Here is a 21,918-nt window from a genome sequence, read left to right as displayed (position 1 = left end):
AGGACATCGATGACATACCCACCACAGCCACCGCCGGAGTGGAACCAGCCGTCGGGCAATCCATTTGGCTCCAACCAGCCGTTCGGACAGACCCCACAGTGGCCGAATTACGGCCAGCAGCCGCCGACGTGGTCGGGGTACGGAGAGGCACCGCCCAGCGACTTTCAGCCACCCAATCGGAACAACACCGGTTGGATCCTCGGCACGATCGCGGGAGTGGTCATTGTCGCGCTCCTGCTCGGTGGCCTGCTGTGGAAGCTGAACTACGGCGACAAGAACGACACCAAGAACACCGCCGATTCCACCACTAGCTCGTCGGTTACCAAGGCCCCGCCGAGCACCACGGCGGCTCCCACCTCGACCGCACCGGCCGCACCGCCGAAAGCGGCACCCGCAAGCTGTGACGGCCGCACCGCGCCTCCCGGCCCCCAGACCCCCGCCGGATGGTCGACGGTGACCACCACTCGGGGACTCGCCTACGACGTGCCCGCGGACTGGACGGTCGAGGAATGCAGCACCACAGTCGGCTGGGAAAAACCTTGCCCCGATGGACCGTTCGGCTATTGCCCGGTGCGGCTCCTGAAAGGCGCGGCCACCATGCCCAGCAGGGCGTGCCCGAAAAGCAGCAGTGCCATCAGCGGAACCACGGTGATCTCGGATCTCACGGACGTCAACGAATCCGCAACGCTGGAAGCAAAGCTGGCGACCAAGATCTTCACGTCGGACAAGGGTGCGGTGCCGTCGGTCTCACTCGGAGCACCACGCAACCTCACCGTCTCTGGAGCGCCCGCAGCTCAGGTCGTCGCGACCGTGACCGGTATCCAAGACAACTGCGCCGGCAGCTCGGCGCTCTATTCGGTGGTGTCCACCACCGTGCCGGGTCAGTCCGGGACCGTGAACTTCATCATCGACCTGGAGCAGGGCGCTGACGGCGCGGCCGATCCGGGCGTCATCGACCAGATCGTGGGAACACTGCGCCGGATCGACTAGGTCGTGTCTGCTATTTACCGGCGCGGCACTGCACCCGTGTCGACTCCGCGCGAATAGGACTTGTCGGCGGCAAGTCAAGCCTTCCCGTGGGCCGCAACACCATTCACATCAGTTAGACAGTCTCTAAGTGTAGATTTCCAGCTACCTGATGGCTGTAATCCTCGGCGTAACTATCTCGAGGGTTGAAGTAGCTGCGTCTGGACCAGCGGCCCTGCTACACGCTGTGGCGAACGGGCAGCTTTCGGTCGTGAAATCGCTGCGCAAAATGCGGCAACAATCTGCACATCCGCCACAGTGTCGGCTCGTAACAGCCCCAACCGGCGAACCCACACATGGCCGCCGTCGTGGGGCTGCCCGATTTGCCAGACCCGGCCTAGGACCGGTTATCCCGGTATCCGCGAGAGGATCTCAGCGGTGACCGCTTCCGCGCGGCCGCCCGGGTCCGGGCTCATGAACACCACGTCGATCACGACGTTCGACTTGGCCACCACAGCACGCGCAGCGTGCTGACCTACCAGCTGCCCTTCCATCACCGCGCTGCTCACCAGCACGATCGACGAGTTGGTCGCCGAACGGGTCACCGTACCGACGTCGTAGACGACCGGCCCGGCCGGCGTTGTGTGCGTGACAGTTCCGCGACATCCCTGCCACACCTTCTCGATCGCGTCGACCTGTCGACTCGCCGCGGACGCATCGGCGTACAGCGTCGCTCGTTCATCGAGGATGCCCCGTATCAACATCGTCTTCACATCCACGCTGCCGAAAGATCGATCGTGTGTCGCGGTGTAACCGCTGTTCGCGAAAATATCGGGACTTCCGGAGGCTATGACCGGGAAACATTGCGGTGGTGCGGATATCGATTCGGCAGCAGTTCTCAATGCGGTCAAGTCGAACGTGCTGTATCCGTCGTTCAAACCGACGAGCCGGATGGAATCGTCGAGATTGAGCAGCAAGCCGGGCAGCTGCGCTTCGGTGACCAGGGGCAGCGGCGGGGGCTCCGGCGTCGTTGTCGTGGTCGTTGTCGTGGTCACGGGACTGGGTGTCGCCGTCGGCGCAGTTGACTTCGCCTCCGTCGCCGTAGCGCTCGAAGAACTCGGGATCACCGCCCAGATCACCAGCGCCGCAACGGCCACCACAATCAACGTGTACGACAGGCTCAACCCGACCAGGGCACGGTCACGCCCCCGCTGGCCGGTCCGCTTGATCTGCGACAGACCCAGATGGCCCAGCACCGCACCCACCGGCGCGAACAGGAACGCGAACACCACCGACAGCGTCGCCAACGTATTCGCCTCATCATTTGGCGGCGATGGCGGCGGACCTGCCGGGACGACCGGCGGCGCCAGATACGGCGGCTGGCCCGACGAGAACTGCTGACCCGACGGATACTGCCCAAACGGGGTGTCACCAAAAGGCGAACCGCCGAACGGATCCTGCGGACCCCCAAAACCACCCTGCGTCATATCAACCCGGAATTCTGTCGAAGATTCGTTTGACCACGGTGACCGCCTCGTCGGTCAGTCCTAGCCCCATGATGTGCAAATCCACGAGAACGTTGGCCTTGACGCCGATCGCACGCAGCATCCACACTTCCGAGCCCTGATTGCTGCTCCGCAAGGTGATGATTCCGTCTTTCTTGTCCTCTGGGCCACCCAGCACGAAGTTCGTGGAACGGCCGTCTTCGATCGTCCACTTCAAGGCCTTGCCGGCGCACCCACGCCACAGTTCGACGTAGTGGGCGAGCGCGCGTTGCGCCGCCGCGCCATCAGCGAACATCGCCACGCCTTCGTACGCCTCCATATCTACGCCGTCGAACTGTGCGACTCCCGCGGTCTTGACGTAACCGCTGTTCTCGAACGGCAGTGGTGTGAACATGCTGAATGAACTGGCGCATTCGACCGGACTGTACGTATGGGTGGCAGGCAGGCCGACATCCATGTTCTTCTCCTCGGCGACCAACTCCGGGTTCTTCGTGATCTCCTGCATCTCGGCCGGACTCGGGAGCAAGCCCGCCAACTGAGCCTCGGTGACGAGCGGCGGTGGCGCTGGGGTGGTAGTCGTTGTCGTCGTCGTGACGGGAGCCGTGGTCCTGGTTCCTGTCTCGGCGGTCGTGGTAGTCGAAGAACTCGGGATCACCGCCCAGATCACCAGCGCCGCAACGGCAACCACGATCAACGCGTACGACAGACTCAACCCCACAAGGGCACGATCCCGGCCCCGCTGCCCGGTGCGCTTGATCTGGGACAGACCCAGATGCCCCAACACCGCGCCCGCAGGCGCGAACACGAACGCGAACACCACCGACAACGTCGCCAACGTATTGGCCTCATCATGCGGTGGCTGTGGAGGCGGTGACCCTGGAGCCATCGGCGGCCCCGCATACGGCGGCTGCTGCCCCGATTGATACTGCCCGAAAGGCATACTGCCAAACGGAGAACCACCGAAGGGATCCTGTGGACCCCCGAAACCACCTTGTGTCATATCAACCCGGAATCTTGTCGAGAATGTGATTGGCGATGATGACGTGCTCACGCCCGTGCCGCTGCGCCCAGACCTGGGCATCCACCAACACGTTCGCCTTGACCGCAATCGCGCGGCTCATCACCACTTCCGGGGTACCCGGGCTGACGCTGACCAGCGAAGTGACACCGCCATCGTTCTCGGGTGCACCGAGATTGAACTCCATTGCTCTACCCGTCGATCCCGAGGTCACTTTCAGCACCCGCCCCGTACACCGGCGCCAGACATCCTGATAACCCGCCAGCGCCTGCTCGGCTGCGGCTGCATCGGGGAACCTGACAACGCCCTCGGCCGTGACGACGTTGTCGGCGCCCACATGGGTGGTCGCGTATGCCTCGCGGTAGTCACTACCCGCATACCCCTGGGGCAACAGACCCATGAACGAGGCCGCGCACTCGGCCGGGTCGAACGTGAATATCTCAGGCGGCTGGTCCTGGACCCGGGTCTGGGTTTGTGAGTTGGTCACGGTGTCGTCGTTCAGAATGTCCCGCATCTCAGCCAGGTTGGGCACCAGGCTGGGTAGGTCTTTGGCCGTCACGGTGGGCTCCGCCGGCAGCGAACTGGTGCTCGTGGGCGACACGGACGGTGAACTCATCTGCGACGTAACCGGTTTCGAATCGACACTTTTGGCACTGATGACGGCCCACACGACCAGCGCCACCACAACCAGCACGATGACCGCGTAGGACAGCGCCAACCCCACCAGTGCCCGGTCGCGGCCCCGCTGCCCGGTGCGTTTGATCTGCGACAGGCCCAGATGCCCCAACACCGCGCCCGCCGGCGCGAACAAGAACGCGAACACCACCGACAACGTCGCCAACGAGTTCACCTCGTCATTCGGCGGCGGCCCCGGCGGTTGCGGTGGACCCGGAACCGTCGGCGGCCCACCATATGGCGGCTGCCCCGTCGGATATTGTCCGAACGGGTTGCCCCCGAACGGATCTTGAGTGGTCACCTACAACACCCCGAAGCTCGAGGTGACCCACCGGATCGGGTCGGCGCACCGGAACGGGGCGATCCCCCGGGAATGCAGCTTGTTGCCGCTGGGCGGCTGCCCAAGCGCGGACACGACGAAATAGCGGTGCGGCAACACTATTCCGGTCGATGGATTCTCCACCGCGGCCACGATCGCGCCGCCATGCAGCCGGGTCAGCAGGCTGCGCACCTCTTCATGCAGCAGTTGCCCGCCGAGTTCGTCATAGCGCGGCGCGTCGGAGGTATCGCGAAGATACGCCGCGCCGGTGTTGGACATGATCATGCTCCACTCGGAGCCCTCGACATTCCGCAATGTCCGCAGCGCATCGAACTTCGACAGGATCACCGCGAGCTTCGGCTGTCCCTGCCCCACCGCCATCAACAGGTTGTTCAGCACCGACCGGGGATCACCGCCGCTGAACTGCTGGGCCGGCAACAGGTCTCGCAACTGGTCACGGATCGTCTGGACCCGCAGGGGATCGAACATGAAGAACACGGCGTCGGCGTTGGCGAAGAACCGGAACGGCGGCGTATGCAGGTCGCCGGATTCCATGTCCTCCCCGGCCACATCGCGCAGCACCAGGAACCGCCGAATCCCGTGCCAGCCGCCGATGGAGAACACCAGCGGCTCCCGCTGACTCGATGCCTGGGTGTGCATCGTCGGCGTCGGAGGGATCAGCCCGCGCTGCACGAAGAGCGGGGTCTCGTAATTCGCCTCGTAGGCCTGCGCGGTGGCTCGGGTGACGGGTTCCATTGACACCCCGAGCCGTTCGCACAACAGCTCCAGTTGCTTGACCAGAACGGCGATATAGAGGCTCTTGCCGGTGGCGCGGGCGCCTGCCATCGCGATGCAGATCGCATGCCCGTGCCGCCATCCCTCGGGCAGCGTGTAGTGGCACACCGTGCAGATCTCGACCGCCGGCCCCTGCAGTGCACGGCTGGCGTCCGCCGTCGTCGGTGGCGGACCGCCGTGGCCGGGATTGGTCCAGGTGTAGAGCGGACCGCACTCGGCAGGCGCGCCGAGAAAGGCCGTCGCCACGTCGTCACGGTAGCGAGGTGCGCCCGGCTGCGGAATCAACGTCCACAGGAAATGATTGGGATTCAGCACCGAGAAGCAGCGCGGGCACTTCGTCACGTCAGCGCCCGCACCAACGCCGCCGTGACCCGGTCCAGCACCGGCGGATGTGCCAGCAGCTCAGCCCCGGCCTCGTTGCCCGGACGGGGCGACGGCAACCGCGCACCATCCGCGTCGAGGCGCCGGTCGTTGGACAGTGCCAGCACCGGAAACTGCTGCCGCACAGCCAGAGTGGGAAAGTCGGAGCAGATGACGGTGCGCGCCGGTCCGGCCGGCAACCGCGACCACCTGGCGCCCGCCGACCACCGGGGTTCGGCCTGGCGCAGCGCCTCCACCAGGGCGGCGGCGTCGCCGGCCGGTACCGGGGTGACCTCGGCGCCGACCAACACCGCCGATACGTCTCGCACTCCGAGCGCATCGGCCACCCCGACCACGATGTCGGCCGCCGCGAACGTACTGCCGTCGGCGAACCATCGCCGCATCGACGCCGACGTGTCGAGCGCCAGCACCACCGAGCCGCCGGAGTTCCCCGGGCCACGGCCGGTCACCTTGCGCGCAGACGTCCGGGCGGCGGATGCCAACGGGCCCATGGGCGTATCGGCTACCGCGCTGACGGCCACCTCGATCTGGGTGCCGTTCGGGGTGAGTGCGGCGAAGGTGACGACGGTGTCGCCGCCGACGTCGACGGGATCGAACATCACCTGCACCGGGTCGACATCACCGGGGTTGTCGTGAGCGATCGCCAGGTGGATGAGCGTGCCGGAATTGAACCGGTCCGCGCCGACCGGGCGCACCACGATCGTGACCGGTCCGGTCAGGCTCGGCAGCACCGCCTGGTGTGCTGTCGAACGCACCACCGGCTGGTCAGGCCCACCCTGCACTTCCAGTGCGGCACCTCCGACCGCGCCGGTAATCGACACTGTCAGTGCCTGATTCGGAATCTGGACACGCTGGTTGCGCGCACCCACTACATAGATCGGCATCAGCGGCTCCCCCGCAGTCGGGCTGCCAGCGACGGTTGTGCATCAGCGCGGCGCGTCAACAGCCTGCTCACCATTTTTCGGTATCGGCGCAGCTCGCCGTCGGACAAGTCTCCGGACATCTGCGCCATCAGCGCGGCCACCCCTTCGACCTCGTGGTCGTCATTCTGCAGCGGTGCTGCCACCTGCTCGGCCAGTTGCGCCAGCACTGCCTCGACGCCGCTGACCGGAATCTCGGTGTCCTCGGCCGCCACGGTGTGCAGCAGGCTGACGGCCAGCACCACGTGTGGCGCGATCTCGTATCCGTCCACCAGCGGGAGCACCCGGTGTACCGCGTCGGCGGCGAGTTCCGGATCGGCAGCCAGCGTATGGCAGCTGTCCGGGAAGGGCTGGCCGGCAATGGTTCCCAACACCGCGAAGGTCAGCAGACCGGCCAGGAAATCACGGTGAACCTCGCCCGGCCGGGCCGAGGTCAGTGCCTGCTCCCAGAACGGGAGGTAGGCCCGCTGATGGGTATCCACATAGCGCTGCTGCATCCACTGCTGAGGCGTGATGTGCCGGACCGCGGCATGCGCGACGGCAGCACTGTCGTCATTGCCGTCGATCACCTTGGCGGCCAACCGATCCAGCTCGGAAGAATCGGGGGCACCCAGCAGTGTGCGGACCGCTGCGGCGCCGGGCAGTGCGCCGTCACCCACGACGGCCAGTAGATCGGCCGGGTCCCAGACGGTGTCGCCCGCCACCTGGACGAACCGGGGCGAGCCGGATACACCCAGCCACCAGAGCTCGGCCACGCGATCGCCCGGGACGGACGGGCCACGCCGCACCGCGCGTACTCCGCGCACCGCCGCCCGGGTCCAGCCGGAATCCCACGGCTGCGCCCGGGAAAGCTCTGCGGCGGTGGGAAAGTCGACCCCGTCGACCAGCCAGTCCAGCAGGCCGTCGCCGATGGCCCCGGCCGCCACGTCGCCGCCTGAAGTGCGGAGCAGCGCCGCGGCCAATGTCAGCCTGCCCTCGGCGCCGAGGCGTCGGGCCAGCTCGGCGGCGCGTGACGGATCATCGAGCTGCGCCACCACGTCACCACGCAACGCCGCCACCAGCCGGTCGTCCCGCACGCCGGCCCGCAGCAGCAGGTCAACCACTTTCAGCACCCGCTCGGGTCCGGTGTCGCGGGCCCGCTGGAGCGCCGGTCCGATCGCCGCCTGCACCTCGACCGGCGTCGCCTTTCCGTGAAAACCCCTCGGCCCCAGCGGAATCAGACCTCGCTGCGCCAGCCAGGCGTCGTCACCGAGCGCCCGGCACAGATAGCTGACATCGGCGAAGTCGGCGGCTGCGCCGTGGGGCAGGTTCTGCACCGCCTGCCAGGCCTCGGCGGTGGTGGTGCCCACCACCTCACCCAGAACACCTGCAATGGTCTGGGCTGCGGCAGATCCCGCCGGCACCCCCGGCGGCGAGTACGTGGTGATGACCTCGTGCGCCTCGTCGATCGCGTCGGCGAACTCCGCGTTGGCCGTCACCGCCATCGCCATCGGCCACGCCGGATGCAATCCGGCATCGGACACCTCCGCGGCGAACCGGTCGATGTCGTCGAGCACGGCGCGCGCCGACACCGGATCCAGCAACACGACCTGCGCCATGGCCGACCACGCGGTGACCTCGATGGCCTGCCCGGCCGCGGTGCGGTGGGGCTCCCCGCCCAGTTCGCCGAGCGAGATCAGCTCCGTCTCCCCGATACCGACGACTCCCGGCGGAACCGCGCCCAGGTCCCCGATCGGCACTGCCGTCAGGTGCTGGCCGCTCTGCAGCGCCAAGGCCAGCTGATCGGCGCGGTCGAAGGTCGAGAAACCTAAGTCCGCTGCGGTCCCGGACGACATCAGGAAGCTGACCAACCCGATCCACTGCGCGGCCGATTCGGGTGATTCAGCCCCGAACACCACCGACGGACCACCGGCGAGCGCGGCGACGACAGCATCCAGCAGCCCGAACAAGGTGGTCAGGCGCCACGTGGCGGGATCGAGCGCGAACGCGATCACGCTGTCCTTCGTCACCACCGCACCCGGCTCCGGGGCGCGCGGCGGCAGGGCCGCGCGGGAAACCGCCACAGGCCCGTACGGCCGCAGCCATTCGGCCGACCGCCACCATTCGATCGGCCGGCGCGCGGCATCGGGCTGCCGGTCCAGCACCACGTGGGCGAACACGTTGCCCGGCCGCCCGGTGCTGTCGGACCCGGCCGGAATCGAATGCCAGTAACCAGCCGCACCACTGTCGAGCGGGCAGTAGGCCAACCGGCGCGGGCCGCCCTCCAACTGTTCTGGTGTCGGGTAGGCGGGCAACGGCTCCACCGGATGGAACACCGTGCGCACACCGGCGATCAACTGCTGTGTCTCATCGGCGGTCAACCCGCCGGTGGACTCTTTGACCTGCCAGCCGCCGGCGGACCCGACCTTGTCGAACGACGTGTAGGCCAACTGGCCGTAGCGTGCGGTCATCGCGCCGGCGGGGTGAGTCGCAGGGTCTCCACCGGCGGGTCGAGCAGGGCGATGACCCGGAGCCGCGCGGGTGTGGGGGTGTTCACGAACAACCTGATCCATCCTTGCAAGCCACGCACATCAGCGGCCCACAGCTCGCCCGTGCCGGTCGTGGTGAGGGCCGTCCAACGCAACTCCTTCGACGGCCGGTCGCCGATCTGGCCCTGCTCGGTGAGCGGCGCCACATCGACGGCCTGACCGTCATGCACGCCGAGCGGAATTCGCTGTGGATTGTTGACCAACACGAAAGCCGGAGACCCCGGCAGGTCGTGTTCGGAGCGCATCGCGATCGTGGCGGAAACCGGAAAACCGTTGGGGTCACGGGCAACCTGCACGGCGTACTGCAGCCGTAGTAGCCCGGCGTACTCGGTGCTGGTGACCGTGCCGGTGACGCGCCGTCCGCCGGAGAACGCCACCGGTGCCAGGTGCAGCGAGCAGCCGCCCACGGGGAGTTGCCCGGTCAACTGCATGCCGCCGTATTTCTCGTACTCCTGCAGCGAGATCTCGAACGACTTGCCGGTGAGCCCGTCACGCGGATCGTGTCCCTTCGGGGCCAGGTACATCACGACGCCGGCGGCGCCGTCCGGCCAGTCGAACGTCAGCACCTGCTTGTTGCAGTACTCGGCCAGTTCGATGTCGGTGATCGTGCCGGTTCGCACCGACGACAAGGTCTTGCCCAACAGGGCGCGCCCGCCGAGCAGCGTCACCGGAGTCAGGTAGGCACGGCTCCAATCGGCCGGCCACGACACCGCGACCAACACCGACTCCGGCCTGCCGTCCGGTGTGTGCCGCGTGACCACCGGCTGGGTCAGCTGCAACTCGGGCGTGAGTCCTACCTGTTCGAGGGCGTCCTCGGCCAGTTCGGCGGAATCGGCGCCGGCGTTGGGCCCGTTCTCGCTGCGGTAGATCACCACGCGCCCGGCGGGCGGAGGCGTCCAGGTCAGGTCGAACACCGAGCCGTCACCACCGGCCACCACCGCCAGGTCGGTGACCGGCTCCAACACCGCAGACACCGCGACATCAGCCTCGACCGCCTCGGACAGTCGCAGCACGCCGTCCACGGTGGCCGCGCACCGGGCCCGGTACAGATAGCGCTGCCCGCGAACGGTGTCGGTGTCGATGAACCCGGAAAGGTTGGCGCTGTCGGCCAGGATCCGGTACTGAGGGCCGTCGCGGCCGGCGTCCTCGGCCGGGATGCGGTAGACGAACACCGCGCTCACCCCGGTCGGCACCGCCCACTGTCCGATGACCCGTCCGGAATCCTCCCGGATGTCGAACGCGGTGAGCGGGCTGACCAGCACCCCGGCGGCGTACAGCACCGGTTGGGCAGCGAGCGCGTCGGCACGCGACGACCCGACGTTCACCCACACCTGGAAGTGCCGGGCCGCAGATGTGGCGGGCCGGGCGTCCTCGGCGTACGAGTTTGCGGTGGCGGCCACCAGGTCAGCCCGGTCCGGCGCGTACGGCGCGTCACCCTCGGCGCTGACCAGGCGGTAGAGCACCACCGGTTCAGCCGACTCGTACGGCGGCCAGCTCAGGTCCAGCGTGGCACCGTCCGGGCGTCGCCGCAGCGCGATGTTGTGACTCGGCGGCTGCTGGGCACCGAACGCGAACGGCGCGAAATCGGCTGCGCTCAACGGTGTTTCGGCCGGCGCAGGCGGCGGCGGCGCCGCTTCGGCCGGCAGAGCCGGCGCAGGAGAGACCGGCGGGCCCGGCGTCTCGACGGTTTCGGTCACGGACTCGGTGACGGATTCGCCGGAGCGGTGCCGCCCCGAGGGGGCGTCGGGCCCAGGTCCTGCGTCGCCCAACTCGGCCAGCACCCGGGCCATGTCCTCGGCATGCTCGGCCACCGAGCCCGGCAGCATCGCCCGGATCCGTTCGACGTCGGTGCAACCCGACCGCAACACCAGGCGCACGTGGGCTTCCTTGAAGCTGCGGGCAGCCACGACCCCGGAGTCGAGCAACTGCTGACGCCAGGCCAGCAGCGGCGCCAACCGCGGATCGTCCTCGTTGTCGGGGGCGGGACGTGGATCATTCATCGCTAGAACACCATGTCCTCCCCGGGCGGCACACCAAGGTCGGCCCGGCTGATCATCGTTGTCGGCTCGTCCTCGAACCCGGGCGTGACCGCCACCGGAGTCTCGAACAACGCGAAGTCATACGGCGGCAGACCGTCGCTGGCCTGCACCACGACCGCCCGGTAGCCCAGCCCCCGACGGTTGACGGTCACCTTGTCCACGGCGACCGCCGAACGGCCCGCCGTCACGGCGGCATGGGTGAACAGCGACGCGTCGAACGGGGCGGCATGGCCGGGTCGGTGATCGGTGATTCCGGCGCTGAACTGCTGGGCGGGCACCTGCCGACCGATGGTGGGCACCAGGACGTTTCGGGTCAGCGTGTCGCTGACCCCGGTCCCGCTGTCCTCGTTGAACATGTGCTCCACCCGGGCCCACAGCGCGTCGGCACCGGTGGGTTTCACCCGGCCGCCGATCACCGCCTGAGACCATTGGTCGAGCCCCGAGGACGAGCCCACACCGGGCTGCTTGAACAACGCCGTCGGCTCCTCACGCAACCGCGCGGCCGCCTCGCCGACCATGTCCTCCCACGGTTTGCTCAGCCAACCCAGGGCATAGAGCCGGCTCTGGATGCCGTGAATGGCGTTGTCGGCCTGCTCCGTCGACGCCATCGCCACCCCGACCTGGGTGGACCGCGGCAGCCCTGCGACGAGTTGACCGACCGGCGGACGTGCCGGCGGTGCCGCACCGAAGGGTGCCCGCAGCACGGTGCCCAGGGTCCTGCACCAGGCCAGCAGCTGGCCGTAGGCCGTCGACAACCGGCCCACGTCCTGCACTGCGGTACGTAAGTTCGCCTGCAACGCGTCCAGTTCGGCGGCCTGCGATTTGCGCATGTTCATCTCGGCGAACAGGTCTCGCTGACCGAGCAGGAACAATGCCATCGACACGATGATGTACAGGCCGATCAGGGCTCCGCCGGTGGACAGGGCGAACTTCCACCGCACCCAGTCCAAGGCGGCCACACCGATCAGGATCACCAGCACGGCCAGCAGCGCCCAGGTGAACGTCTTGAGGATGGTGCTGATGGCCTGCTGCCGTGCCTTCAGCCGCTCGTCGACCGCACCGCGGTTCGCCAGCGTCTGAATCTGGGACACCAGATCCGCCACCTCGGCGCGGCCCCGGTGCATGAAATCGGCCAGGATCGAGCTGACCTGCCAGGCATAGCTTTTCGTGACGGACGCCTGCCAGCGATCGAGCTCGGTCCCGGTGTTGCGGGCCTCTACGCCGGCCGCCGGGTCGGAGTACGCGCGCTGCAGCCGATCCCGCAGGTTGGCCGCACCGAGCACATCGGCGCCCTCGACCGAGCTGACGCCGATCACCGCCGCCAGCGACGTCGGAATGCCCTGGAAGCGCTCGGACGCACTCGGCACCACGTCGGCGGCGTTGTAGACCACCCCGATGGCCGCGCCGACCTGGACGGGCTCCAGCCCGCCGGCGCGCCGGCCTCCGTCGGCCAAAGTCAGTGCGCCGTTGACGAAGTCGGTCCACAACCCGCTCATGTCCTGCTGGGCGAAATGTTCCGGCTGCCCGCCCAGGGCGTTACTCAGGGTTTCCGCGCTGCGGCCCAGGTCCTGCCAGTCGGACTGGGTGGTGTCGGCGACCACGGCGAACGCCGAGTCGGTGCGGCCGAAGACGGTGCTCTGCACCGTGGTGACCACCGCCGAGGTGACGGTCCCCATCACTGCCGACCACCACGCCGCGGGTGCGCTGCGGACAGCCGCACCCATGAACTTGAGGAACATCTTCATCGCGGCCCAGATCGAGATGGCCTGCTCCGGGCCTGCGGTCGCCGCGATCCTCGGACCGCGCAGCACGTCCCGGTGTTTCGTCCACAACGCGCGCGCCATCGACTGGGCGGCGGTCGGGACATCCTCGACGTAGACCACCGGCACCTGCCCACCGCGGGGCAGCGGCAGCCGGCCCGTCGGGTCGAACAGGTGCGCCCGAAGCCCTTCCTCCACGCCGTCGGTATCGAGCCACCGATAGAACGCCCGCACCGCGCGTACCGTCTGCCCCGGCAGGATTTCCAACGTGTCGAAGGGACCCTGGTCCACCCCGGCCCACAACCCCGTCACGCCGGCCACCACCGGAGCGGCGAACTGCGCCACATCCAACGGATCGGTGAGCCGGCCCCAGGCCACCGCACCCAGACCGGGCGCCGCCGAATCTTCCGGCGCGATCAACAGGTTGTGCCAGCCCTCGAGCACCAGCGCCAGATCGGGAGTGGTGGGGACCGCGTCACCGCGGGTGAACAACAGCCGCAGCAGGTTGATCGGCGCACCCATCGAACTGCTGCGGACGGTTTGCTCCACTGCCTGCTCGACCGCCAGCGGGACCCGATCGGTCGGCGAGACGTCGACCGGGACGAGCACCGCGATCCGGATCCGGTCATAGCGTTCACCGGTCAGCATCTGCTGCAGCACCACCGGCTCGCACTGTCCGTCGCGAACCAGCGTTCCGTGCGTCGAGCTGTCGCCGACTTCGGCGGCGTCGACCCACACGAACGACCCGATCAGACCGACCGCGGAGTAATCCACCAGGACGGACAGGATCTCCTCGGTCTGTGGGCGGGGCGCCAGCAGCACCGTCAACGCCCGCTGCGGCGCGGCGGTCGGAGTTGTCCCGGGAAGCGCCATCGTCAGAACGTCCCGCCATCGGGGATGACGACCGAGCCGCCGTCATCGAAGAACGCGCCCGCACCGGCCGTCTCACCCTGAGCCAACGCCGCACCCTCGCGCTGCAACAGCTTGATCAGCGCCTCGGTCGCCCAGAACACATCGGGCGCCACGTCACGGAAGATCGGCGTCTTGGCGGCCTTGGACCGGGTGGCGACGGTCGTGAACGCACCATCGGGGGTGGCCCCGGGGGTGTCGGCCGGCAGGTACTGGGCCGCGACGTCACGGACGTTGCCCAACCACGTTTCGGCGGCCGCCTGCCTCTCCTCTGCGGTCTGCGCGGCCGCGATCGGCCCGACCCGGGAAGTGATCCCCGGACCGGAGGTTCCGGTCTTGAGGAACTCCCGCACCAGTGCCGCCGCCGACAGCTCGACGATGCCGCTGGCCGGGTCCTGGCTGTGCGAGTCATAGAGCGCACGCAGCACCGTGTACGGCCGCAGCGACCGCATCACCGGCGGCTCATGGGAGGTGGCGATGGCCAGCAGGCTCGACTCCAGCACCGCGGGCAGCCAGTCGTAGGACGCGGTGAACGCCGACGGAGGGGTCAGCAGCGGATTCGGGAAGCCCAGCCACTGGTTGTCGTCCCCGTCGTAGATGCGCACCGGATCGGTGAACGGCGACGCCGGGATCTGGATCCGTCCGAGCATCTGACCGAGGAACCAACCCGCGGTCATGGTGCGCCGTTCGGCGTCGGTCATCGGCAGTGACGCCGACAACGGCCGCGAACGGCGGTACCGCCAGAACGCCCCCCGGCCCGGACCGGCGGTCTGCGCCCACTGCTGCGCGGCCGGCTTGAGCACCGAATCGAACACCAGCGGTGAGTAGTTCGGGTAGGACCCGAAGATGTCGATGCGGGTGACGCTGTCCTCGTCGGACAGCGACCGGCCGTAGTTGTCCTTGGTGGCCTGGTCGATGCGCGGGTTGGCGCGCAGCACCTCGGCCAACGTGTCGGCCACGGGCTGGCCCGCGAACGGGATCTCGGAGAATTTGTACCGGTACTCGACCTGCTGGCCGGGGTGCACCCGCTGCAACGCCTGATCGTTGACACTGGCCAGCGGCCGGGCCAGCGACAGGGCCTCGGCGAACTTGGTGTCGATGTCACGACGCCGGTTGACCAGCTCCGATTCCGAGGCGCCCGCGCCCTGCACGTAGTCCCGCAACGAGACCTTGCAGAACTCCTCGAACGACTCGCCGGGCCGTCCCACGTAGAGCCGGGCCCGCGCCAGCAGTTCGGCGGGCCGGGTGTGCACGTCGAACTGCGCCATCGACGGCACTCGCGGCCGCCCGTTCTCCGGATCGGTGCCCAGCGCCCGGGTCACCCACGTCGCGGTGCGCTCGACGAGCCCGCCGGGCGCTGCCGTGCCGCCGGTGGTCTGCCACAGGCCGAGGATCACCCGGGTGGTGGCGTCGTCGACGGCGGTGCGCAGCGGGATCATCGCGTTCGAACCGCCCACCGCTTTGGGCAGGTCGGTTTCGTAGCGCTGCTTGAACGCCGAGGAGCTGATCAGCAGCACCTCGTTGTTGGCTTCGGCGAACCGTGAGGGCACCAGCTCGTCGGCGTCGGACGGCCATGCCACGTACTGGTCGGTGGACAGGCGGGCCAGGCCGACGTCTGACGGCGGCTCGGACCGGGCCTTCTCCAGCAGGATCATCGCCTCGCCCAGCGCATCGCGCAGCGGCGCCAGCAATTCGGCGCCCATCACCCGCAGCACATCGGCCATCCGGGCCGCGGCGTCGGCATAGAGCTGGCGGCGCACCGTCGACCGGAAACCGTCCAGTGCGATGCCCAGCACCTGGTCGGCGTTGGTCATCACGCCTCGCAGGGACCGCAGGGCGGCGTCGACCTGCGGAGGGATCGCGACGATATCGGGCGGGCCCATGGCGCCGAGTTGCGCGATGCCGGGCGCCAGGACGCTGTCGAGGTGCAGGCGTAGCCGGTCGATCAGCTCGCGGGCATAGGGCAGGCCGAGCGAAGCGGCCGCGGTACCGACCATCTGCTCGACCTGGTCGGCGAACTCCCGATGCCAGGAGAACACCATCGCGTACGCGGTCTCGGAGCAGGCCCGGGCCAGGTCGGCGCGGCGGTTCATCACGGCCTGACGGAACACCGGCACCCACTGCTCGGCGGACATGCCCTGGGGGTTGGGCAGGTAGCCGCGTAGTTGCCGCTCGATCAGCCCGTTGACGGTGGAGGACACCGCCTCGGGCGGGAAGGCGCCGTTGGCGATCCAGTTGCCCAGGATGCCGACGCGTGCCTGCTCGTCGCCGGCCGCGGCCGGCATCCGCAGCTCGTTGCAGTGCGCCTGCCACTGGCTGCTCAGCAACGTGTCCAGCTGTTCATTGCTGGACGCCGGATTGCCGGCCTGCAGGTGCCCGAACGACAGCTTGTCGGCACAGCTGCGGGCCAGGCGCTGCGCGGCGTACTCCGCGTAGCGGTCCCGTCCCATGCTCAGGCTGGAGAAACCATAGGTGCCCCACGGCAACACATCCCACGACGAGATACCCCAGCCGAGCACGTCACGGTCGCCGGTCGGCGACGCGGTGTTGCCGAGGTCGTAGGACACGAACTGGTCGCTGGCCTTACCGCTCATCATCAGGCCGGCCAGCCCGCGGGCCAGACCGCGGTACACGGCGTACTGGGAGCCGTCGCCGAACAGGGTGCGGTCGGCGCCGATGTAGCGACCCACCGGGAAGACGCGGGCGAACGGGATCGGCTCGCCGTCACCGTGATGCTGGCCCAACGCGCGCAGGATGCGCACGTCGTGTTCGCGGGCCGCGCCGGTCTGACTGGCGACGATCTCGCCCAGCATGGCCAGCGCGTTGGCCCGGACACCGATCCGCGCGCTCTCCGGCAGCGACTCGAAGATGTCGGGGGTCACCATGAAGACGCCCATCAGCTTCGGGTCCAGGCCGGTGACCAGGGTCAGCAGCCGGCAGATGTCCAGCGCCATCGACGCGCCCGCACCGCCGGCCATCGACGACACCACGAGCACCAGCGGCGGCTCGTTGGGGTCGAATCGGCCCATGCCGGGCACGCTGACCGTCGACATCTCCGAGATGGTCTCGACCCGGAACAAGGCATCCCAGGCCGCCTGCAGCCGGGCATGGATCTCGCTGGCCTTGCTCAGCGTGATCATCCGGCCGATGGCGCGGTACTGCCCCGCACCTGCCGAGATCGGGTTGGTCACCTCTTGCGGATTGCGCGGCGCCCAGGTGGCGATGGCGTCCAGCGCACCGTCGGCGGCCAGCCGCTGCGACAGCGCGCCGTCGAGGATCGCGTAGCTGCTGCCCTGCGGGCCACAACCGATGTAGCTGCCGCCCTGCGCGGGCACGTTGGCGAGACCCTCGGGCCCCGATTCGGCAGCGCTGGGCACGTCGATGTGCACGAACTGCCAACCCGACAGCACCTTGTCGACGCCGGCGGCGTGCAGTTCGGAGCGAAGCTGGTCCATCATGAACGCCAACGTGGCGCCACCCGAACCGCCGCATCCCACTACCAGGAATCGTCGCATCAGGCTCCTTCTCCAAACGGATTGAACGGATCGCTGTCATACCGCTGTGGTTGGGCCGGCCCGGGCCGACCGGGACCGGGCCCCGACGGCGGGGGACCCATCGGCGGCGGTCCCGACGGAGGCGGGCCCATCGGCGGGGGTCCCGACGGAGGCGGGCCCATCGGCGGCGGTCCCGACGGTTGTGCACCATCGGCGAACGGGTCATAACCGACCGGCGCTCCCACGGCGGTGTCACCGAACGGGGACGCACCCGGCCCGGCATCGTCGTGCGGTGACGCCAGCCCGGCCTGGACGGCCCGCAACCGAAGGCCGTTGAGAACCTCGGGCAGCCGGCGCGCCACCTCTTCGTAGAGCTTTTCCCGCGCCGCGATGTCGGTGTTGCCGCTGACCAGCAACAACACTTCGGCCTCGGTGGACGGCCCACGCGGATCGTGCAGCACCACCCAGGTGTTGTGCACCGCCAGCGGCAGCACCGCGTGCAGGCCCGTGGCATCGGTGGCCGGCAATTCGGAACCGGTGGTGACCAGGTGGCCGGCGTCGACGCTGACGTGGCCCGCGCCGAACGGGCTGCGGCCCAACACCACGGTCAGCGTCGTTCCCAGCACCGAGAGCCGACGCGTACCGCCGGCCAGCCCGGGTACCGGGTTGACCAGATCGGTGTCGACCATCGCGAACGGTTCGCCGTCCCGCAGCGCGATGTCCGAACGCACCTCGGCCCGGATCCGTTCGGCCAACAGTGGGATGTCGGGGATCTTGCTCACCCACCACTTCGACAGGTACAGCAACCCCAGCGGGATGCCCGGGCCGAGCAGGAGCGCGGCGATGAGCACCAGCACGAAGTTGACGGTGCTCAACGGCTTGATCAACGATGCGGTGAACGGCACCTGGACCGTCTGCGAGTCATCGGGGTTTTCCAGCGCGGCGACGTGCAGCGGGACCGTGCCGTTGAGGCCGCCGTGCCCGTCCTGCTCGGTGCGCAGGGTGACTTCCAGCTTCCCGGTCTGCCCCTCCTGCAGCTTCAGGCAGTTGCCCGGCGAGTTCGCCGCCGAAGTCACCTTCGGTGTACCGATGCCCTCCGGGCCGGCTTCTACCGTGACGGCGTCGGAATCGGCGATCCATACGCAACCCGGGCCGGTGACGTTCAGCGACGCTGTCGCTCCCTCTGCGGCCTGGACGCTGCCGAAGTCGATCCGCTCGCCCGGCGACGGCAGGCCGAGCTTGGGCAGGATCTGCAGGTTGACGTCGACGTTCTGCGGCGACAACTGGGTACCGGGCGCTACCTGCACACCCGTCAGGTCCACTGCCGGCGCGGTGGTGACGACCAATGACATCTTCAACGTGGCCGGGCCGGGCTCGACCTGGCTCAGATCGACCTTCACCGGTTTGCCGATGTCCTCCTTCGGGACATTGGCGAGCAGGTCGATGGGCGCGGCCCCCGCAGGCACCAGCTGTGCCGACAGCGTGGCCGAACCAACCAGGTCGGTGGGCGTCAGAGGCTTGTTCTGCCCGTCGACGAGGCCGAAGGTCACCCCGTCCAGGGTTTGGCCGCTGTGCCACGTGACTGCAGGCCCTTGCTTACCGTCACTGCTGATCAGGGCAGGGAAGATGTCGGTGGAGATGTGGATGCTGACCTTCGACACCGCGTCGGGGTGCTTACCGGCGGTGTCGACGTAGACGATGCCCCACTGGCCGATCCACTCACCGCCGCCGGTGTTCTGCATGACGATGTTCTGCCCGGTCTCGGACAGCCACTCGTACGTCACCTTGACGCCCGCGACGTCGATGTCGGTCGCGCCGTCTTTGCGTGGCAACTCGACGGTCTGCCCCGACGGTGACACCAGATAGGGCACCACGCCGGGCACGTCGCCGGAGCCGAGGATGGTCACCGACTTGATCGAGCGGTCCAGCACGAAGTTGTGCTTGGCCTCCGGGCACACCTGCAGCTGACACACCGCGCCCTGGCTCTCGATACCCGGGTCCGGATTGAGTGCGTCGAATGCGAACAGCATGTCGTCGATGTCGGCGACCGAATAGAAGTCGCCCGGCACCGGATCGGTCTTGTCCCCACAGGTCTTGCCCGCGAGACCCTTCCCAGTGCTGATCGCGCTCATCACGTCGAAGTCCGCCGGCGCCGTGGTGGCACCCAGGCCGATGCCGAGCATGACGATCCCCGACGACCGCACCTGATCGGCCACGCCGCCGGACCGGCAGATCGAGTCGATCGCGCGCTGCCGGGCCTGATCGACACCGTCCTGGCTGCTCAGATCGACGCCGTCGGCGTACGGCTTGGCCACCTCGCGTGCGGTGAAGTCGATCTTGCCGTCGGAGAACCACGCGATCGCCTGGCAGCGTTGACCGCCCTCGGTGTTCTTCGCGCGGGCCGCCAACGCCTGACGTGCCCCGTCCAGAGCTACCCAGTAGTCGGTGTCGATGCCGGTGTTCTTGGACTCCAGGCTGCCCAGTTGCTGCGCCAGTTCACCGGCGTTGGCATCAGTGAGGCGGGTCCAGTCGTGTTCCGGGGTGTACGTGTCGGAGAAGCCGGCCGACGCCACCTCAAGGTCCGCATCCACCCGTCCGACATAGCGCCCCAGGGTCTGCAGCAGGTAGCGGGCGGCCTGCACCCGCGCGCCCTGTGGATCGCTTTGCTGCAAGCTGCTCGACTCGTCGAACAACAGCAACAGGTCACCGGTCTTCTGCGCGGCCAGACACGCACCGAAGCGCTGGGCGCCGCCGGCCGATTCCTGTGCCGACGCGGTCGGGAGGGTCAAACCGACCAGCACGGTCGCCAGCCCGGTCAACACGACCAGCACCATCGTGGCGACGACGCGCACAAATCCCCTGTGCAATCCCCTCGTCATCGCTCTAGAGCCTGCCCGCCCACAGGGCGATCTGCCAGGCCCCTACGGCGATACCCACCAGGCACACCGCCAGCACCGCCCAGTACAGCGTCGAGGTCCAGTTCGGCGCCGAGTAGATGGCATCCGTGCGGCGCCGGGTGTCGACCCGTGTGTAGACCGCCAGCGCGCCGATGGCCACCGGTCCGGCCAACAACCAGCCCGCGACCGCCGTGAGGATCATCGGCCCCATGACCGCGCCGATCACCGCGGCGATCACTCCGGCCAGGGCCAGTGCGAGCGCCACCGCAAACCAGATCAACGGTGGTCCGGTGGTCCGCAGCGCGGCCGCTCCCGGCCCGACCGTGATGGGCTGGCCGAACGCGTCCTGCGCTCCCATGGGCTGGCCGGCAGGCGGCCCCCCGAAGACCTCGTGCGAGGCTCGCTGAGGCTGAGGCTGGGACTGAGGTGCGCCGGCCCACGGGTCGAAACCCGACGAGGGCCCACCCGGCCCTGGTGCGGGACGCCCGCCGGGGCCGGGGGGCGGGCCGGAGGGTCCGGTCCGGGCCGGGGGACCGAAGTCGCTGAAATCGAATGGACTCGGGGTGCTCAAACGCCACCAATCCTTCCGTCTTCAGTTCTCGGTCGAGCCAGGTCGGCGCAGCGTGGGATGCCCACCGCTGAACACGAAGCCAGTCCCCCGAACCGCACCACGTGATGCTATCGAAGCAGGCTGCACGGCGACCCCATGGTTGGCCGAAGCCATCGCCCGTCGTGGGCCGCCGAATGGGTTGTTGCCGAATGGATCAGCCGGGCCGTCCCCGTGCCAGCCGTCTGTCATCTGCTTTTCCCCACCCATTGCTCGTTGACCCCGCCGAACAGCGATCGCCAACCGACGACGATCCGAAGATTCGATGGTAATCGGGCCCGGCGCCGCCGTGCGCAGCGGCGTTCGCTGAACTGCGCGGAACCCGACGAATACTGCCGATACTTCGCATTCACGCGGCCGATTGAGCCTAACCGCATCTGCGGGGTCGGCTGTGCGCCAAGATTTCCCGGATGTGGAGCTCCCGCGAGCTATCCCGCACCCTCGACGACCGCCAGGAAATCGGCGTACGTCGCCTTGATCTTGTCGACGATGTCGTCCACGCTCACCGAAGCCCAATCGGCCCGGGATCCCAGCTCAGCGATGGCCGTCATGATGATCGAACCCCACACCACGGCCGTCAGCTTGAGCTGGCGATCGTCGCCGGGCACGCCCATCCGCCGGGACAGCGCGACGTTGACCGCATCCGCCCGGAACTGCGACGCGGTGTGCATCAACGCCGGCGACGAGGTGACGATGCGCGCCGAGGCCAACAGCCGATCGGCCGTGAGCTGGGTCGGCGGCGCGGTCTTGGTCTTGAGGAAGGCCTGCACGTGAGCGCGGTACACCGCCTCGAGATGGCCGATGTCGGCCGGTTGCGCCGTCAACTCGACCGCCACGCTCTCGATCACCTCGTCGACGAACGCCAGCACCACCGCATCCTTGGTGGCGAAGTAGCGGCTGAAGGTGCGGGGCGAGACATCTGCGACCGCCGCGATCTGCTCGACGGTGGTGCTCTCGAATCCGTGGCGGTCGCACAGGTCGATCGCGGCCTCGATCAGCATCGCTCGGGTGCGTTGCTTCTTGCGTTCACGCAATCCGGTCTCGGCCTGGCGCATCCCGTCAACCACGAGATCGGATGTTAGCCCTCAAAGGCCTGCTTTTCGGT

General features: G+C 68.4%; 13 protein-coding genes. 1 reads left to right on the top strand and 12 read right to left on the bottom strand.

Translation table 11 applies throughout. The annotated features are described in order from the left end of the window. The first annotated feature begins 9 nt into the window (after positions 1–9). A complete protein-coding gene (locus tag AC4LGL_RS02365; protein ID WP_491837443.1) occupies positions 10–990 on the top strand; it encodes a DUF8017 domain-containing protein in 981 nt (326 codons plus the stop codon). A 383-nt stretch (positions 991–1,373) separates the two neighbouring features. On the opposite strand, the gene AC4LGL_RS02360 is transcribed toward AC4LGL_RS02365, so the two are convergent. From AC4LGL_RS02360 to AC4LGL_RS02305, 12 genes are all read right to left on the bottom strand, one after another. Continuing rightward, entirely contained in the window at positions 1,374–2,273 is a 900-nt protein-coding gene (locus tag AC4LGL_RS02360) for a sensor domain-containing protein (protein WP_491837442.1), read from the bottom strand. Between the two features lie 181 nt (positions 2,274–2,454). Continuing rightward, the gene (locus tag AC4LGL_RS02355) at positions 2,455–3,357 is read right to left on the bottom strand and encodes a sensor domain-containing protein (protein ID WP_491837441.1); all 903 of its coding nucleotides are present in this window, start codon (positions 3,355–3,357) and stop codon (positions 2,455–2,457) included. Positions 3,358–3,472: 115 nt separating this feature from the next. After that, positions 3,473–4,465: a sensor domain-containing protein gene (locus AC4LGL_RS02350; protein ID WP_491837440.1), complete on the bottom strand. Its 993-nt coding sequence runs from the start codon at positions 4,463–4,465 to the stop codon at positions 3,473–3,475. Beyond that, positions 4,466–5,620 carry a TRAFAC clade GTPase domain-containing protein gene (locus tag AC4LGL_RS02345; protein WP_491837439.1) on the bottom strand — a complete coding sequence of 385 codons (1,155 nt, stop codon included), beginning with the start codon at positions 5,618–5,620 and terminating at the stop codon, positions 4,466–4,468. Next, positions 5,617–6,543: a hypothetical protein gene (locus AC4LGL_RS02340; RefSeq protein WP_491837438.1), complete on the bottom strand. Its 927-nt coding sequence runs from the start codon at positions 6,541–6,543 to the stop codon at positions 5,617–5,619. Before AC4LGL_RS02340 ends, AC4LGL_RS02345 begins: the two co-directional genes overlap by 4 nt. Continuing rightward, positions 6,543–9,029: a GAP1-N2 domain-containing protein gene (locus tag AC4LGL_RS02335; protein ID WP_491837437.1), complete on the bottom strand. Its 2,487-nt coding sequence runs from the start codon at positions 9,027–9,029 to the stop codon at positions 6,543–6,545. The genes AC4LGL_RS02340 and AC4LGL_RS02335 overlap by 1 nt, the downstream gene beginning before the upstream one ends. Further along, positions 9,026–11,107 (bottom strand): SaeA-related protein, encoded by a 2,082-nt coding sequence (locus tag AC4LGL_RS02330; RefSeq protein WP_491837436.1) that lies wholly within the window; start codon positions 11,105–11,107, stop codon positions 9,026–9,028. The genes AC4LGL_RS02335 and AC4LGL_RS02330 overlap by 4 nt, the downstream gene beginning before the upstream one ends. A 2-nt stretch (positions 11,108–11,109) precedes the next feature. Then, complete coding sequence (locus AC4LGL_RS02325; RefSeq protein WP_491837435.1) at positions 11,110–13,779, bottom strand: hypothetical protein; 2,670 nt, start codon at positions 13,777–13,779, stop codon at positions 11,110–11,112. A 2-nt stretch (positions 13,780–13,781) separates the two neighbouring features. Further along, complete coding sequence (locus AC4LGL_RS02320; protein WP_491837434.1) at positions 13,782–17,330, bottom strand: tubulin-like doman-containing protein; 3,549 nt, start codon at positions 17,328–17,330, stop codon at positions 13,782–13,784. After that, a complete protein-coding gene (locus AC4LGL_RS02315) occupies positions 17,330–20,188 on the bottom strand; it encodes a vWA domain-containing protein (protein WP_491837433.1) in 2,859 nt (952 codons plus the stop codon). The genes AC4LGL_RS02320 and AC4LGL_RS02315 overlap by 1 nt, the downstream gene beginning before the upstream one ends. Before the next feature lie 4 nt (positions 20,189–20,192). Next, entirely contained in the window at positions 20,193–20,564 is a 372-nt protein-coding gene (locus tag AC4LGL_RS02310) for a hypothetical protein (RefSeq protein ID WP_491837432.1), read from the bottom strand. A 677-nt stretch (positions 20,565–21,241) separates the two neighbouring features. Continuing rightward, positions 21,242–21,880, bottom strand: a complete 639-nt coding sequence (locus AC4LGL_RS02305; RefSeq protein ID WP_491837431.1) for a TetR/AcrR family transcriptional regulator — start codon at positions 21,878–21,880, stop codon at positions 21,242–21,244. Positions 21,881–21,918: the final 38 nt, after the last annotated feature.

This window comes from Mycolicibacterium arcueilense (assembly GCF_058536225.1).
The sequence above is the reverse complement of the archived record's forward strand: the minus strand, read 5'-3'. Positions and strand labels throughout refer to the sequence as shown.